Origin of the sequence: Candidatus Sodalis sp. SoCistrobi, assembly GCF_900143145.1 — a bacterium.
GTDB lineage: Bacteria > Pseudomonadota > Gammaproteobacteria > Enterobacterales > Enterobacteriaceae > SoCistrobi.
Genome location: NZ_FRDB01000049.1, coordinates 1 through 15,374, shown reverse-complemented (window position 1 = coordinate 15,374; position 15,374 = coordinate 1). Strand labels below are relative to the sequence as shown.

16 protein-coding genes, 1 pseudogene and 1 other annotated feature are annotated in these 15,374 nt (G+C 58.4%); of the genes and pseudogenes, 15 read left to right on the top strand and 2 right to left on the bottom strand.

Annotated elements, in window-relative coordinates; all coding sequences use genetic code 11:
• The 9 genes from CINSTRO3249_RS05340 to ihfA all read left to right on the top strand — a co-directional run.
• Positions 1-229 (top strand): integrase core domain-containing protein (locus CINSTRO3249_RS05340; protein ID WP_143146879.1); only part of this gene is annotated, 229 nt, incomplete at its 5' end.
• 583 nt (positions 230-812) lie between these two features.
• Positions 813-2,741, top strand: coding sequence for a threonine--tRNA ligase (gene thrS, locus CINSTRO3249_RS05335; protein ID WP_074012491.1), 1,929 nt, complete (start codon positions 813-815; stop codon positions 2,739-2,741).
• Positions 2,742-2,744: 3 nt separating this feature from the next.
• Positions 2,745-3,287 (top strand): translation initiation factor IF-3, encoded by a 543-nt coding sequence (gene infC / locus CINSTRO3249_RS05330; protein ID WP_074012490.1) that lies wholly within the window; start codon positions 2,745-2,747, stop codon positions 3,285-3,287.
• Between the two features lie 83 nt (positions 3,288-3,370).
• Entirely contained in the window at positions 3,371-3,568 is a 198-nt protein-coding gene (gene rpmI, locus CINSTRO3249_RS05325; RefSeq protein ID WP_011411240.1) for a 50S ribosomal protein L35, read from the top strand.
• 43 nt (positions 3,569-3,611) lie between these two features.
• On the top strand, positions 3,612-3,968 hold the full coding sequence (gene rplT / locus CINSTRO3249_RS05320) for a 50S ribosomal protein L20 (protein ID WP_074012489.1): 357 nt from the start codon (positions 3,612-3,614) through the stop codon (positions 3,966-3,968).
• Positions 3,969-4,068: 100 nt separating this feature from the next.
• Positions 4,069-4,192, top strand: a sequence feature (Phe leader region).
• Positions 4,074-4,139, top strand: a complete 66-nt coding sequence (gene pheM, locus CINSTRO3249_RS16430) for a pheST operon leader peptide PheM (protein ID WP_174249733.1) — start codon at positions 4,074-4,076, stop codon at positions 4,137-4,139. Its footprint overlaps the feature before it by 66 nt.
• Before the next feature lie 93 nt (positions 4,193-4,285).
• Positions 4,286-5,269, top strand: coding sequence for a phenylalanine--tRNA ligase subunit alpha (gene pheS, locus CINSTRO3249_RS05315; protein ID WP_074012488.1), 984 nt, complete (start codon positions 4,286-4,288; stop codon positions 5,267-5,269).
• Positions 5,270-5,284: 15 nt separating this feature from the next.
• Positions 5,285-7,672 (top strand): phenylalanine--tRNA ligase subunit beta, encoded by a 2,388-nt coding sequence (pheT, locus tag CINSTRO3249_RS05310; RefSeq protein WP_074012487.1) that lies wholly within the window; start codon positions 5,285-5,287, stop codon positions 7,670-7,672.
• A 4-nt stretch (positions 7,673-7,676) separates the two neighbouring features.
• Positions 7,677-7,973 carry an integration host factor subunit alpha gene (gene ihfA, locus CINSTRO3249_RS05305; RefSeq protein ID WP_011411244.1) on the top strand — a complete coding sequence of 99 codons (297 nt, stop codon included), beginning with the start codon at positions 7,677-7,679 and terminating at the stop codon, positions 7,971-7,973.
• Positions 7,974-8,214: 241 nt separating this feature from the next.
• On the opposite strand, the gene CINSTRO3249_RS17565 is transcribed toward ihfA, so the two are convergent.
• Positions 8,215-8,406, bottom strand: coding sequence for an allophanate hydrolase-related protein (locus CINSTRO3249_RS17565; protein WP_074012486.1), 192 nt, complete (start codon positions 8,404-8,406; stop codon positions 8,215-8,217).
• 133 nt (positions 8,407-8,539) lie between these two features.
• Between CINSTRO3249_RS17565 and btuC the strand changes: the two are divergent.
• The 6 genes and pseudogenes from btuC (at position 8,540) to CINSTRO3249_RS05265 (ending at position 14,243) form a co-directional block, all read left to right on the top strand.
• Positions 8,540-9,540, top strand: a pseudogene (btuC, locus tag CINSTRO3249_RS05295) (vitamin B12 ABC transporter permease BtuC).
• Positions 9,541-9,584: 44 nt separating this feature from the next.
• Complete coding sequence (locus tag CINSTRO3249_RS05290; protein ID WP_074012484.1) at positions 9,585-10,136, top strand: glutathione peroxidase; 552 nt, start codon at positions 9,585-9,587, stop codon at positions 10,134-10,136.
• A 3-nt stretch (positions 10,137-10,139) separates the two neighbouring features.
• Positions 10,140-10,937, top strand: a complete 798-nt coding sequence (gene btuD, locus CINSTRO3249_RS05285) for a vitamin B12 ABC transporter ATP-binding protein BtuD (RefSeq protein WP_074012483.1) — start codon at positions 10,140-10,142, stop codon at positions 10,935-10,937.
• Positions 10,934-11,401: a C40 family peptidase gene (locus CINSTRO3249_RS05280; protein ID WP_074012482.1), complete on the top strand. Its 468-nt coding sequence runs from the start codon at positions 10,934-10,936 to the stop codon at positions 11,399-11,401. The genes btuD and CINSTRO3249_RS05280 overlap by 4 nt, the downstream gene beginning before the upstream one ends.
• Before the next feature lie 22 nt (positions 11,402-11,423).
• Positions 11,424-12,440 carry a lipoate--protein ligase A gene (locus CINSTRO3249_RS05275; RefSeq protein WP_074012481.1) on the top strand — a complete coding sequence of 339 codons (1,017 nt, stop codon included), beginning with the start codon at positions 11,424-11,426 and terminating at the stop codon, positions 12,438-12,440.
• Between the two features lie 351 nt (positions 12,441-12,791).
• On the top strand, positions 12,792-14,243 hold the full coding sequence (locus CINSTRO3249_RS05265) for a protein adenylyltransferase SelO (protein ID WP_074012479.1): 1,452 nt from the start codon (positions 12,792-12,794) through the stop codon (positions 14,241-14,243).
• 84 nt (positions 14,244-14,327) lie between these two features.
• On the opposite strand, the gene CINSTRO3249_RS05260 is transcribed toward CINSTRO3249_RS05265, so the two are convergent.
• Positions 14,328-14,894: a hypothetical protein gene (locus CINSTRO3249_RS05260; RefSeq protein ID WP_074012478.1), complete on the bottom strand. Its 567-nt coding sequence runs from the start codon at positions 14,892-14,894 to the stop codon at positions 14,328-14,330.
• Between the last annotated feature and the right edge of the window lie 480 nt (positions 14,895-15,374).

The window sequence follows — 15,374 nt, the reverse complement described above, 5'->3', positions numbered from 1 at the left end:
CGGCGACTCCTACGATAATGCGATGGCAGAGAGTATCAACGGGTTGTACAAAACGGAGGTTATCCACCGCGGGAGCTGGAAAAACCGGACGGAAGTGGAGTTGGCCACGCTGGACTGGGTGGACTGGTACAACAACAGAAGGCTGCTCGGGCGGCTGGGTTACATCCCTCCTACTGAAGCCGAAATGAACTATTACGCTTTGCAATTAGCATCAGAGGAAGCGGCGTAGTATTGCCAAAATTACTCTCTAATAAACTCGGGGTTATTCAGGGCTGGACGCCGACCGGCCCGGATATGATAACGGATCTGCGCCAAGGGGATTACTTCGCAGGCTAAGACGGACCCGGCAGCGGGTCGAGCCCAGCGGCACGGCGTCACGCCGCGGCGCGCTGGGGGCAGATTTGCCTACTTCCGTCCTCAGCAGACGCCCAGGCTGCCGCCCTCAGCGAATTTCCCTATTTACTCCCCTCTGCCGCCCTGATCCCCTCTGCACAATTTGCCATGCTAACCCCATCCTCAGGCTCACCGCCGCGAGGTTAACCCCGCCACTGCGGCGATTTTGCGTGTCCCGCGTGCCGTTGCCGCCGCTTATTTACGCAGGCTCGGCGACGCAAAGATGTGGTCTTGCCGGATAAGTGATACCATAGCGCCGAAAGTGACCTACCGTTGGCGCGGTGGGTGATGAGTGAAGCTGTTTGCCTGCCAAACTCGCGATTGTTGGTTAGTTGGCAGCGTAATCGGTTGATATCGACAAAAAAGATGAAACGTAAGTGATCTTGCGTAGGGATCACCACTGCATTTAAGGAACCCGCATGCCCGTTATAACTCTCCCTGATGGCAGTCAGCGTCAGTTTGCCAATCCCGTTTCCCCCCTTGATGTGGCTCGCGACATTGGTCCCGGTCTGGCCAAAGCCTGCATCGCCGGCCGCGTTAACGGCGAGCTGATTGATGCCGTTGATGTCATTGACCACGATGCCCAACTGGCCATTATTACCGCCAAAGACGAGGCGGGGCTGGAAATAATCCGCCATTCCTGCGCCCACTTGCTGGGACACGCCATCAAACAATTGTGGCCACAGACCAAAATGGCGATCGGTCCGGTTATCGACAAAGGCTTTTATTATGACGTCGATCTCGATCATACCCTGACCCAGGACGATATCAGCCTGCTGGAAAAGCGGATGCACGAACTGGCTGAAAAAGACTACGACGTCATCAAGGAAAAAGTCAGCTGGCAGCAGGCCCGTGAGGCGTTCGTCGCGCGCGGCGAGGATTATAAAGTGGCTATCCTCGACGAGAATATCCGTCGCGATGAACGTCCCGGGCTTTATCATCATGAAGAATACGTCGATATGTGCCGCGGCCCGCACGTGCCCAATATGCGTTTCTGCCATCATTTCACCCTGCAAAAAACCTCCGGCGCCTATTGGCGCGGCGACAGTAAAAACAAAATGCTACAGCGCATTTACGGTACCGCCTGGGGCGATAAAAAGCAGCTTAATACCTACCTGCAGCATCTGGAAGAAGCGTCGAAGCGCGATCATCGTAAAATCGGCAAGCAGCTTGATTTGTATCACATGCAGGAAGAAGCGCCGGGTATGGTGTTCTGGCACAACGACGGCTGGACGCTTTTCCGCGAGCTGGAAACCTTTGTGCGTATGAAGCTCAAAGCCTATCAGTATCAGGAAGTGAAAGGCCCGTTCATGATGGACCGCGTGCTGTGGGAAAAGACCGGGCACTGGGACAATTACGCCGAGCATATGTTTACTACCTCGTCGGAAAACCGGGAATATTGTATCAAACCGATGAATTGCCCGGGGCATGTGCAGATTTTCAATCAGGGTCTGAAGTCGTATCGCGATTTACCGCTGCGGATGGCGGAATTCGGCAGTTGCCACCGCAATGAGCCGTCTGGCTCGCTGCACGGATTGATGCGGGTACGCGGCTTTACCCAGGACGACGCCCATATCTTTTGTACCGAAGACCAGGTACGAGATGAAGTAAACAATTGCATCAAAATGGTGTATGATATGTACGGCACGTTTGGCTTCGAGAAAATCCTGGTCAAACTGTCTACCCGCCCGGAAAAGCGTATCGGCAGCGATGACGCCTGGGACCGGGCGGAGCAGGACCTGGCCGCCGCGCTGACGGAAAACGGTATCGCCTTTGAATATCAGCCGGGCGAGGGGGCTTTTTATGGTCCCAAAATTGAATTTACGCTTCTCGATTGCCTGGATCGTGCCTGGCAATGTGGTACGGTGCAGCTCGACTTCTCGCTGCCCGGTCGTTTGAACGCCTCGTACGTCGGGGAAAACAACGAACGGGTGGTGCCGGTCATGATCCACCGCGCTATTCTGGGGTCAATGGAACGTTTCATTGGCATTCTGACGGAAGAGTATGCGGGTTTCTACCCGACCTGGCTGGCGCCGACGCAGGTCGTCGTGATGAACATTACCGATAATCAGTCGGAATATGTCGCAAAACTGACGGAAAAACTGTCTGCGGCAGGGATTCGGGTGAAAGCAGACTTGAGAAATGAAAAAATAGGCTTTAAAATCCGCGAACATACTTTGCGTCGGGTGCCTTACATGCTGGTCTGCGGAGATAAAGAAGTTGAAGCAGGCAAGGTTGCCGTGCGTACACGCCGCGGTAAAGACTTGGGCAGTTTCGACGTTAACGAGATTATTACCACGCTGCAGCACGAAATCCGCAGCCGTAATCTTCATCAACTGGAGGAATAAAGTATTAAAGGCGGAAAACGAGTTCAACCGGCGCGTCCCAATCGTATAAACCGAGAAATCCGCGCCGCAGAGGTTCGTCTGACGGGTATCGACGGCGAGCAGATTGGTATAGTCAGCCTGAATGAAGCGCTTGAAAAAGCTGAGGAAGCGGGCGTTGATTTAGTCGAAATCAGCCCCAATGCCGAGCCGCCGGTTTGCCGAATCATGGATTACGGCAAGTTCCTCTATGAGAAGAGCAAATCCACCAAAGAGCAGAAGAAAAAGCAGAAAGTTATTCAGGTTAAGGAAATCAAATTCCGGCCTGGTACCGATGAAGGCGACTATCAGGTAAAACTACGCAACCTGATTCGTTTTCTGGAAGACGGCGATAAAGCCAAAATCACCCTGCGGTTCCGCGGACGTGAAATGGCGCACCAACAGATCGGCATCGAAGTGCTTAATCGCGTTCGCGACGATTTGAGTGAACTGGCGGTAGTGGAATCTTTCCCCTCCAAAATTGAAGGCCGCCAGATGATCATGGTGCTCGCACCCAAGAAGAAACAGTAAGGCCTGACAAGTAAGGCGCCGTTTCGGCGTCGCCTTCGCCTCACTGATTCATATTATTAACAATGCGGAGTAGAGATAAACTCATGCCAAAAATCAAGACAGTACGCGGTGCCGCAAAGCGCTTTAAGAAAACGGCTTCGGGCGGTTTCAAGCGTAAGCATGCTAACCTGCGTCATATTCTGACCAAAAAATCCACTAAGCGTAAGCGTCACCTGCGCCCGAAATCCATGGTTTCCAAAGGGGATCTGGGTTTGGTCGTACGTTGTCTGCCCTACGCGTAAGCGTCATTTTAATTGGTTTGAATAAGACTTTAGGAGAGAGCATATGGCTCGCGTAAAACGTGGTGTGGTAGCACGTGCACGTCACAAAAAAATCTTGAAACAAGCGAAAGGCTACTACGGTGCCCGTTCGCGCGTTTACCGTGTCGCCTTTCAGGCGGTTATCAAAGCAGGTCAGTACGCTTACCGTGACCGTCGTCAGAAGAAACGTCAGTTCCGTCAGCTGTGGATCGCGCGTATCAACGCCGCGGCCCGTCAGAACGGTATTTCTTACAGCCGGTTCATCAATGGCTTGAAAAAAGCGTCCATTGAGATCGACCGTAAAATCCTGGCGGATATCGCTGTGTTCGACAAAGTGGCTTTCGCCGCTCTGGCCGATAAAGCGAAAGGCGCCCTGGCGTAAGCCGGTTAAAGAAGAGGGAGCCGGTCTCCCTCTTTTTTTTTTTCGCATCAACGTCGGGCAGGATTTTACGTTGTCAAAACACAGCATCTACAAGGTAATGCAAGCATGAATGCTGCTATTTTCCGTTTCTTTTTTTACTTTAGCACCTGTATCCCGGGGGCTTGCGCGTAAGTCAAGAAACGAAAAATAGCGCTAAAGCCTCCCGGAGTGGAGGCTTTTTTATTGCTGATAAGCGGGGTGCGCTGCCCGTTTTATAAGGTCAGGGCCATCCGCTCATTTACGGTTAAGCCATCTACGGCAGGAAGAAGAGGAAAGCAATGCCACATCTCGCAGATTTGGTTGTGCAGGCCAAAGCAGATATCGAACGGTCCCAGGATATAGAGGCGTTGGAGTTGGTCCGCGTCGAATATTTAGGCAAAAAAGGGCATTTTACCCAGCAAATGACGGCGCTGCGGGATCTGGCGCCGGACGCGCGGCCGGCGGCGGGTGCGGTAATCAATCAGGCCAAACAGGACGTGCAGCAGGCGCTGGCCGAGCGCAAAGCATCGCTTGAGGGCGCGGCGCTGGAGGCGCGGCTGGCGGCCGAGACGCTGGACGTCTCGCTGCCGGGGCGCCGCATGGAAAACGGCGGTCTGCATCCGGTATCCCGCACCATCGCGCGTATTGAACATTTCTTCGGTGAATTGGGCTTTTCGGTGGCTACCGGGCCGGAAATCGAAGATGATTATCATAATTTCGACGCCCTGAATATCCCCGCCCATCACCCTGCACGTGCCGATCACGATACCTTCTGGTTTGACGCCACCCGGCTTTTGCGCACCCAGACCTCCGGCGTACAGATCCGTACCATGAAGGCGCAGCAGCCGCCGATTCGCATTATTGCGCCGGGGCGGGTGTACCGCAACGATTATGACCAGACCCATACGCCGATGTTCCACCAGATGGAGGGGCTGATTATCGATACCGATATCAGTTTCACCAACCTGAAGGGCACGCTGCATGATTTTCTGCGCAACTTTTTTGAAGAAGACCTGCAGGTCCGTTTCCGCCCGTCTTATTTTCCGTTTACCGAACCCTCCGCCGAAGTGGACGTGATGGGCAAAAACGGTCGTTGGCTGGAAGTGTTGGGTTGCGGCATGGTGCATCCGAATGTCCTGCGCAATGTCGGCATCGATCCGGAAATATACTCCGGCTTCGCTTTCGGCATGGGCATGGAGCGGTTAACGATGCTTCGTTACGGTGTCACGGATTTGCGCGCATTCTTTGAAAACGATCTGCGTTTTCTTAAACAATTTAAATAAGGGCGGGATTAACACATGAAATTCAGTGAACTTTGGCTGCGTGAATGGGTGGATCCTGCCATCGACAGCGAGGCGCTGGCGGATCAAATTACCATGTCCGGCCTGGAAGTGGACGGTGTGGAATCGGTCGCCGGCCGGTTTACCGGCGTGGTAGTCGGTCGGGTGGTGGAGTGCCGTCAGCATCCCAACGCCGACAAATTGCGCGTCACCAAGGTGGATGTCGGCGGCGAGCGGCTGCTGGATATCGTCTGCGGCGCCCCCAATTGCCGCGCCGATCTGCGGGTGGCGGTGGCTATGCTTGGTGCTGTGCTGCCGGGCGACTTTAAAATCAAAGCCGCCAAACTGCGCGGAGAGCCGTCGGAAGGCATGCTGTGCTCGTTCTCCGAATTAGGCATTAGCGGCGACCATGACGGCATCATTGAACTGCCCGCCGAGGCGCCTGTCGGCCAGGATATCCGCGCGTATTTGCAGCTCGACGATAACACTATCGATATCAGCGTGACGCCGAACCGCGCCGACTGCCTTGGTCTGCTCGGTATTGCCCGCGATGTCGCGGTGCGCAACCGCCTGCCGCTGCACATGCCAGCCATCGAGACGGTGGCGCCGGTGATTAGCGACACATTGCCTATCCGCGTTGATGCGCCCGACGCCTGCCCGCGGTATTTGGGCCGGGTGGTGAAGAATATCAATATCGGCGCCGCGACGCCGCTGTGGATGACGGAAAAACTGCGCCGCTGTGGACTGCGCTCGGTGGACGCGGTGGTGGATATTACCAACTATGTGCTGCTGGAGCTGGGGCAGCCGATGCATGCTTTCGATCGCGCGCGCATCGAAGGGGGGATTGTGGTGCGTCATGCCGGGCAGGATGAGACGCTGACCTTGCTCGACGGCAGCGATGTGACGCTTTCGCCCGATACGCTGGTGATTGCCGACCATAGCCAGGCGCTGGCCATGGCGGGGATTTTCGGCGGCGCCGCGTCCGGTATCAGCCCGACCACCCGCGACGTGGTGCTGAAATGCGCCTTTTTTAACCCGTTGGCCATCACCGGCCGCGCCCGCCGCTACGGGCTGCACACCGATGCATCGCACCGCTATGAGCGCGGCGTGGATCCGGCGCTGCAACCGCGCGCCATGGAGCGGGCGACCGCGCTGCTGGTCGCCATCTGCGGCGGCCAGCCGGGCCCGGTTATCGATGTGACTTCCGCATCCGCGCTACCGCAGCCGGCCACCATCACGCTGCGCCGTAAAACCCTGGACCGTTTGATTGGCCATGTTATCCCGGACGAAGACGTGAGCGATATTCTGACCCGTCTGGGCTGCCAGGTCAGCCGTACCGCCCAGGGCTGGCAGGCCGTGGCGCCGAGCTGGCGTTTTGATATGGCTATCGAAGAAGATTTGATAGAAGAGGTCGCGCGGGTGTACGGCTACGACGCGATCCCCAATGTGCCGGTGCGCGCCAATCTGGTGATGCCGCACCACCGCGAGGCGGCGCTGCCGCTGGCGCGGGTTAAAACGCTGTTGGTGGACCGCGGCTATCAAGAAGCGATCACCTACAGTTTTGTCGATCCCAAAACCCAGGCGCTGCTGCATCCTCAGCAGGCGCCGCTGATGCTGCCCAGCCCGATTTCCCAGGATATGTCCGCGATGCGTTTGTCATTATGGACCGGTCTTCTTGGCGCGGTGGTCTATAATCAGAATCGTCAGCAGCAGCGAGTCCGCCTGTTTGAGAGCGGTTTGCGCTTTGTGCCTGATAACGCTGCCGACCTGGGAATTCGTCAGGATCTTATGCTGGCCGGGGTCATTGCCGGTCCGCGGTCCGATGAACATTGGGATCAGCCGCGCCAGCCGGTAGATTTTTACGACGCCAAAGGCGATCTTGAGGCAATACTTGAGCTTACCGGCAAATTAGACGATATTGAGTTCAGGGCACAACGGCATCCCGCGCTGCATCCGGGTCAGAGCGCCGCAATTTATCTTAACAATGAAGCCATTGGATTCATTGGCGTAATTCATCCCGAGCTTGAAGCAAAACTGAATTTAAATGGCCGTACGCTGGTGTTTGAACTACTCTGGGAGAAGGTTGCCGAGCGTAAAGTGCCTGAAGCGAATGACATTTCCCGCTTCCCCGCTAACCGCCGTGACATCGCCGTGGTGGTGGCTGATGACGTCGCCGCAGCAGATATTATCGCGGAGTGTAAGAAAGTTGGCGCAAATCAGTTAGTTGGCGTAAACTTGTTTGACGTGTACCGGGGCAGGGGCGTAGCGGAAGGTTTTAAGAGTCTGGCTATCAGCCTGATCTTGCAGGATACCGCTCGTACACTGGAAGAAGAGGAGATTGCCGCGACCGTTGCGAAATGCGTGGCGGCACTAAAGCAGCGATTCCAAGCATCCTTGAGGGATTGAACTTATGGCGCTTACTAAAGCTGAAATGTCAGAATACCTGTTTGAAAAGCTCGGGCTGAGCAAACGGGATGCCAAAGAAATTGTGGAACTGTTTTTTGAGGAAGTGCGCCGGGCGTTGGAAAATGGCGAGCAGGTTAAATTATCAGGTTTCGGTAATTTTGACTTGCGCGACAAAAATCAGCGGCCAGGACGCAATCCAAAAACGGGCGAGGATATTCCCATTACCGCTCGCCGGGTGGTGACCTTCCGCCCGGGACAGAAGCTGAAAAGCCGTGTTGAGAATGCCTCACCGAAAGAGTGAAGCAGACGCAACAAAGGCGCCGGTGCTGTTATCTTTTCGCGACACGGCTTTGGCATAAAGAGTGCTGACAGAGTCCTGGCCCTGGGGCCGAGACTTTGATTTCATTCTGGCTGACCGGCTGACCGGCTGACCGGCTGACCGGCTGACCGGCTGACCGGCTGACCGGCTGACCGGCTGACCGGCTGACCGGCTGACCGGCTGACCGGCTGACCGGCTGACCGGCTGGCTGATCCACCTCGGCTTAGCAACGCCATGTCGCGGGCCGCCGCGAACGCTCGCGCTCTTCGCTATAGCGGCACCAGCCGCCATAGGCGGTACCGTCGCGCGAACCCGCCAGCGCACAAGGCTCGCAAATAAACCCTCTCAGCCATTCCCCGTCTCCCCATTGCAGTGTCCCTATGCCCAGCGGCGCCGGGATCGGCGCGACCACCATCCTATGCCGTCGCGCCGCCGCCTGAACGCTTACGGTGCTATCACTTTCAATAGGATAACGTTAGGATAGGGGCATAATGGGCCAGCGGCGTGCTGCGCCAGCGTGTAAAGACGGACAAGGGAGTGATGGCAAAATGACCGCCTCGGGCAGTCCGGGTTACGCCCGTTTGCTGAAAAGGCAACAGCGGCTCGACCGGCGCCGGTTGGCCCTGCTCGGGCTGCTGCTGCTGCTGCTGGCGTTAGCCTTAGCGCCGGTGAAATCTGGCTATGGCCCAATCGCTGGTTGAGCGACGAGGCGCGGTTGTTTATTTGGCAACTGCGCTTGCCGCGAACGCTGGCGGTCGTGGTCGTGGGCGCATCGCTGGCGATGGCGGGGGCGGTCATGCAGGGCATTTTCGACAATCCGCTGGCGGAGCCGGGCCTGCTCGGCGTCGCCAACGGCGCCGGCATGACGTTGACGCTGGCGGTGCTATTGGGCGGCGGCAGGTTGCCGGTATGGATATTGGGGCTGAGCGCGGTAGCCGGCGCGCTGCTGATGACCTTGGTACTGTTGGGTTTTGCGCGCCGACAGACGTCCAATGCCCGGCTGCTGTTGACCGGCGTGGCGCTGGGGATCCTGTGCGGCGCCGTGATGACCTGGCTTATTTATTTCAGCACCAGCCTGGATTTACGCCAGCTGCTTTATTGGCTGATGGGCGGATTCAGCGGGGTGGACTGGCGCGATAAATGGCTGATGCTGTCGTTGCTGCCCTTTATTATTTGGCTATGCTTCTGCGGGCGGGTGATGAACCTGCAGGCGTTGGGCGACGTGTCCGCACGGCAATTGGGATTGCCGGTCTATTTCTGGCGCACCGGCTTTGTGCTGGCGTTCGGCTGGATGGTGGGGATAAGCGTCGCGCTGGCCGGCGCCATCAGCTTTATCGGTCTGGTCGTGCCCCATATCCTCAGACTGTGGGGGCTTAACGATCACCGCGCGTTATTGCCCGGCTGCGGGCTGGCCGGCGGCGGTATACTGCTGCTGGCGGATGTGGTGGCCCGCATGAGTCTGCGGGCCGCGGAACTGCCGGTGGGCGTCGTCACCGCAACGCTTGGCGCCCCGGTGTTTATTTGGCTGCTGGTGCGCGTGCGCGACTAGCCGCTGCCGGCATCGGGGCTCGCGCGACAGCAAGGAGGGGAAGGATGCACGAAACACTTTATACATTGCCGTTAAAGTCGCTGGCGGGCGACATCACCACACTCGAACCCTACCGAGGTTCGGTGTTACTGATAGTCAATGTCGCCTCCCAATGTGGCCTTACCGACCAGTACGCGGGCTTGGAGCGTCTTTATCAAACCTGGCGCCATCAAGGGTTTGAGGTGCTGGGTTTTCCGTCGAACGAATTTGCCGGTCAGGAGCCGGGCAGTGATGAGGACATATTGGCCTTTTGCCGTGGAACTTTTGGTGTGCAATTTCCTATGTTCAGTAAAATCCACGTCAACGGCGAGCAGCGCCATCCGCTGTACCACGAGCTGATTGCGGCCTGTCCAGCATCGACGCCGGCACCAGAGGGGACGCTGTATGCGCGCTTGGCCGCAAAGGGGGTAACGCCGACGCATCAAGACGACGTGTTGTGGAACTTCGAGAAATTTCTCGTCGGTCGCGACGGGAACGTATTGGCTCGTTTCGCCCCTGACGTGACGCCGGATGACGCGCTTTTTCACGACGCGCTGCAACAGGCGCTGGCGCAATAGGCGATGGCGTTGACGTCACCCTCGTCCCCCTGGCTGCTCAATGCCCGAGACATTTCCGTCCCGGGCCGTTTACGGCCGTTGTCCCGCGCCGTTACCGCCGGCAGGCGTATCCATATTATCGGCCCCAACGGCGCCGGGAAAAGCACGCTGCTCGGCTGTCTGGCCGGCCTGCAACCGTTTCGCGGTGAACTGCAGGTGCTGGGCCAACCGCTTGCGGCCTGGACCCCGGGTGAGCTGGCCCGACGGCGCGGTTATCTGCCGCAGCTGGCGCGCGGCGGTGGTACGCAGCCGGTGTTTCACTATTTGCGCCAGCACCAGCCGGCGGCGGTCGGTGAGCGGGCCACGGCGCGGGCGGTAGCGTCCATCGCCGGGCGACTGGCGCTGTTGCCGATGCTGGCGCGGCCGTTAAACGCGCTTTCCGGCGGCGAGTGGCAGCGGGCGCGGCTGGCGGCGGTGATGCTGCAGGTCTGGCCGACGCTCAATACCGACGCCCGCCTGCTGATGCTGGATGAACCCGCCGCCAGCCTGGATATCGCGCAACAGGTCGCGCTGGACCAACTGATTGTCCTGTTGACCGCTGCGGGGCTGAGCGTGCTGATGTGTGCGCATGATATCAATCATACCCTGGCGCATGCCGACGAGGTCTGGCTGATGGCGCAGGGTGAACTGGTGGCGGCTGGCGCTGCCGCCGAGGTGATGACGCCCGAACAATTGGCTAAGGTGTTCGGCGTTGCGTTCAGCCTGGTGTCGGCCGGCGACCGCCGCTGGTTGGTGGCGCGTGAGAGAGTGAAACCACAATGAAAAGGACTGCTGTTCTCCTGTTGGGGCTGGCGCTGTTGTTGACCGGCTGTAGCCACCATGCGCCGCCGCCGGATCCGCGTCTGTCCGATTCGATCATGGTCATTGCCACGCTTAACGACCAGCTGAACCAATGGTACGGCACCCCTTATCGTTATGGCGGCCTGAGCCCGAGCGGGCTGGACTGCTCCGGTTTCGTCTATCTCACCTTCCGCGACCGTTTCGCTATTATGCTGCCGCGCACCACCGAGGCGCAAACCGATATCGGCAGCCGGGTGGATCGCGATGAGCTGCTGCCCGGCGATCTGGTGTTTTTCAAAACCGGCAGCGGCCGCTATGGCCTGCATGTCGGCATTTATGATACCGACAACACCTTTATTCACGCCTCCACCAGCCGCGGGGTGATCCGCTCGTCCTTGGAAAACAGCTATTGGCGTAAAGCCTATTGGCAGGCGCGGCGTATCTGACGGTGCCGTGCCGGGAGAAAACATGTCTGCATTACGATTACTGTTATCGGATTCCCACGATCCCTGGTTCAATCTGGCGGTAGAGGAGTGCATTTTCCGCCAGATGCCGGCCAGTCAGCGGGTACTGTTTCTCTGGCGCAACGCGCAAACCGTGGTGATCGGCCGCGCGCAAAACCCCTGGAAAGAGTGCAATACCCGGCGTATGGAACGCGATGGCATCCGTCTGGCCCGTCGCAGCAGCGGTGGCGGGGCGGTATTTCATGACTTGGGCAACACCTGTTTCACCTTTATGGCCGGCAAGCCGGGCTATGACAAAAGCATTTCCACCGCCATCATGTTGGACGGTCTGCGGCGGCTTGGGATTGAAGCCCGCGCCTCAGGGCGCAATGATTTGGTAATAGCGACGCCCGACGGCGAACGCAAAATCAGCGGCTCCGCCTACCGCCAGACCGCCGATCGCGGGTTTCATCACGGCACGGTGTTGCTGCATGCCGATCTGAGTCGCCTGGCACACTACCTGAATCCCGATGTGAAAAAATTACAGGCCAAGGGGATCACCTCGGTGCGCTCGCGGGTGGCGAATTTGGCCGAGCTGGTGCCGGGCATCGACCATGCGCGGCTGTGTCATAGCGTACAGCAGGCGTTTTTTGCCCACTATGGCGAGTCGGCGGTGCCGGAGCGTATTTCGCCGCAGCAGATCCCTGATTTGCCAGGGTTTGCCGAGCAGTTTCGTCGCCAAAGCAGCTGGGAATGGAACTTTGGCGCCGCGCCGGCCTTTAGTCACCTGCTCGACACCCGTTTTGCCTGGGGAGGAGTGGAGTTGCATTTTGACGTCGAGCACGGCGCCATCAGCCGCTGCCGGATTTTCACCGACAGTCTAAATCCCGCGCCGCTGGAAGCTCTGGCGCAACGGCTGCCGGGGGTGGACTACCGGGCGGCGGCGGTTGCGGCGTGCTGCAGGCAACTGATAGCGCTCTGGCCGGAAGAGCACGCGTCGCTGACGGCGGTGGCGGACTGGCTCGCGGCCAGCCTGCGTTGATGCGCGCGTCGGTGGCATCCAGGGTTATCCTTGCGGCCGCCGACGGCAGCAGTGGGCGCGCCCTTGGCATCGGTCGTTGCTGCCGCGCGGTTAGCGGCAGCAATGGGCGCGCCCTTGGCATCGGTCGTTGCTGCGGCGCGGTTGGCGGCAGCAATGGGCGCGCCCTTGGCGTCTGGCGTCGCTGCCGCGCGGTTGGCGGCAGAAAAGGGCGCGTCCTTGGCATCGGTCGTTGCCGCCGCGCGGTTGGCGGCAGCAATGGGTGCGCCCATGGCGTCCGGCGTTGCTGCCGCGCGGTTGGCGGTAGCAAGTCGGGCGCCAAAGACGCCGGCTATACTGAGGGCAGGAGGGCCTATGCCACATTATCCGCTGTTTACTAACAGTTATCACCGCTGCCTGCCGGGTTATTACAGTGAACTGGCGCCCACGCCGCTCAACGGTGCGCGTTTGCTATACCATAACGTCGAGCTGGCGCAGGATCTGGCGCTCGATCCGGCGCTGTTCACCGGTCAGGCGTCCGGCGTTTGGGCCGGCGAGCGCCTGCTGCCCGGAATGCAGCCGCTGGCGCAGGTGTACAGCGGGCACCAATTCGGCGTCTGGGCCGGCCGTCTGGGGGATGGCCGCGGCATTCTGCTCGGCGAGCAGCAATTGGCGGAGGGCAAAAACGTTGACTGGCATTTAAAGGGCGCCGGCCTGACGCCTTATTCGCGTATGGGCGACGGTCGTGCGGTACTGCGTTCCGTGGTGCGGGAATTTCTCGCCTCGGAAGCGCTGCATCATCTCGGTATCGCCACGACCCGCGCGCTTACGATTGTCACCAGCGAGGAGCCGGTGTGGCGCGAGCAGCCGGAAACGGGCGCGATGATGATGCGTATCGCCGACAGCCATGTGCGTTTTGGTCATTTTGAGCATTTTTATTACCTGCGCCAGCAGGATAACGTTACCCGCCTGGCGGATTACGTTATCGAACGGCACTGGCCCGCACTGGTGGGTGTCGACGGCCGTTATCGGCTGTGGTTGTCTGATGTGGTGGCGCGCACCGCGCGGATGATCGCCGGCTGGCAGGCCTGCGGCTTTGCCCACGGCGTGATGAACACCGACAATATGTCGATCCTCGGTCTGACCATTGATTATGGCCCTTATGGTTTTCTCGACGCCTGGCAACCGGGCTTTATCTGCAATCACTCCGATTATCAGGGGCGCTACGCATTTGATAATCAACCGGCGGTGGCGCTCTGGAATCTTAACCGGTTGGCGCAGTCGCTGGCGGGCCTGATGCCGGTGGCGGACTTGCAAGCCGCGCTGGCAGGTTACGAGCCGGCGCTGATGGCGGCTTTTGGTGAGCGGATGCGCGCCAAATTGGGGTTGACCCAAGCACAGGCACAGGATAATGCGTTGTTGACGAATTTGCTGCAACTGATGGCGCGGGAGGGGGCCGATTATACCCGGACTTTTCGCGCGCTCAGCCTGACCGCATGGCGGGATCCGCACACGCCGCTGCGCGACGATTTTGTCGACCGGGCGGCGTTTGACGACTGGTTCGGCCGTTACCGGCGGCGGCTGGGGGAAGAGGGCGTTGACGACGACGTGCGGCGCCAGGCAATGCTGGCGGCCAACCCGCGTATTGTGCTGCGTAACTACCTGGCCCAGCAGGCGATTACCGGGGCGGAAAAGGGGGATACAGGGGAACTGGCGCGGCTGCATCAGGCTTTGTGTGATCCCTACCGCGACCACCCCGGGCAGGATGATTTGGCCGCGCCGCCACCCGATTGGGGACGGCATCTGGCCATCTCCTGCTCCAGCTAACCGCGCCGGGTATAAGCCCTGCTTCGCCACCGGGCCGACACGCCGCGCTCCCTCTCGCCACATCCTGCTGGCGGCCGCTGCCGTTTACCTCAGCCGACGGTGTTTTTCGCTATAGTGGCGAATAACCATCCAGGCGTCTGCGCCGGCCACGCCGGCCAAATCCATAATACCGAAACGCGACTCGTAGCGGGAACCGTTTAGCGCCGGCAGCAGCGGCAGGCAAAAAAGATCCCGACGGCGTTGCTCCGCTTCCCATTGCACAAAAACCGACGTGTGGTGGGGGTCGCCCACCAGCGTAACGATTAGCCGCAGAAAATGATGCTTTAACAAGCCCAATTCAGTCAGATTTACCCGATGGGCAATAGCCGACGCTGCGGCTTGTTGGCCCGGTGCATAGGCGACCAGGGTGTTATCGATGGTGCGGGTAAGGGTAAACAGCGGCTGACGGAGGCCGTCGCTGTTTTTATACATCACGGCAAAGAAAGTGACGTCGCCGCGAAAGGAAAGCGCACAATCCAGCCGATAGGTGGAATGGGTTTGCGCCGGGTAATTTTTTTTCGCCGATAACATGGCGTGGGATCCGCCGTCATTATTGGCAAACAGGCACAGCAGGTTGGCTCTTTCCCGGGCGCTGGCGATCTGGGTATACATCAGCAAACGCCGCTGCTTAAGCTGGTACAGGCAGTGTAACTATCTTCGCCATAACTTTTTTCTCTAGAAGGCATCTGATTTGAATTGCCATCAAAATAATCACTTACTTCCTTGTTAAATGGTTGATACAATCCCCGGACGGGTAGCTTTGGTGCACAATGTCAACCCGAAAATGGTGTAAATCGCGGCCCGGCATGCCGCTGATGCCGAGGGTAACGGTCTTGAGATGTTTGCCTGTGGCGGCATAGGTATCTACACATCAGGGAGGAGGCTTAAGAGCAACTCTCGCTAAATGAGTAAGTTCTTCCAGACTATATTACGATAATAATTTTAGTGTATTCAACAAGATGGATGGGTCTGTAAATTTTTTTGTGTAAATGGCTCCATCGCTTAACTGGAGATTCGTTCTCCATACATCAACATGAATTGGCTCATAGCAGGTTTCCAGTCTCTGAGTGGCATGGTCCATTTGGCGGAAAT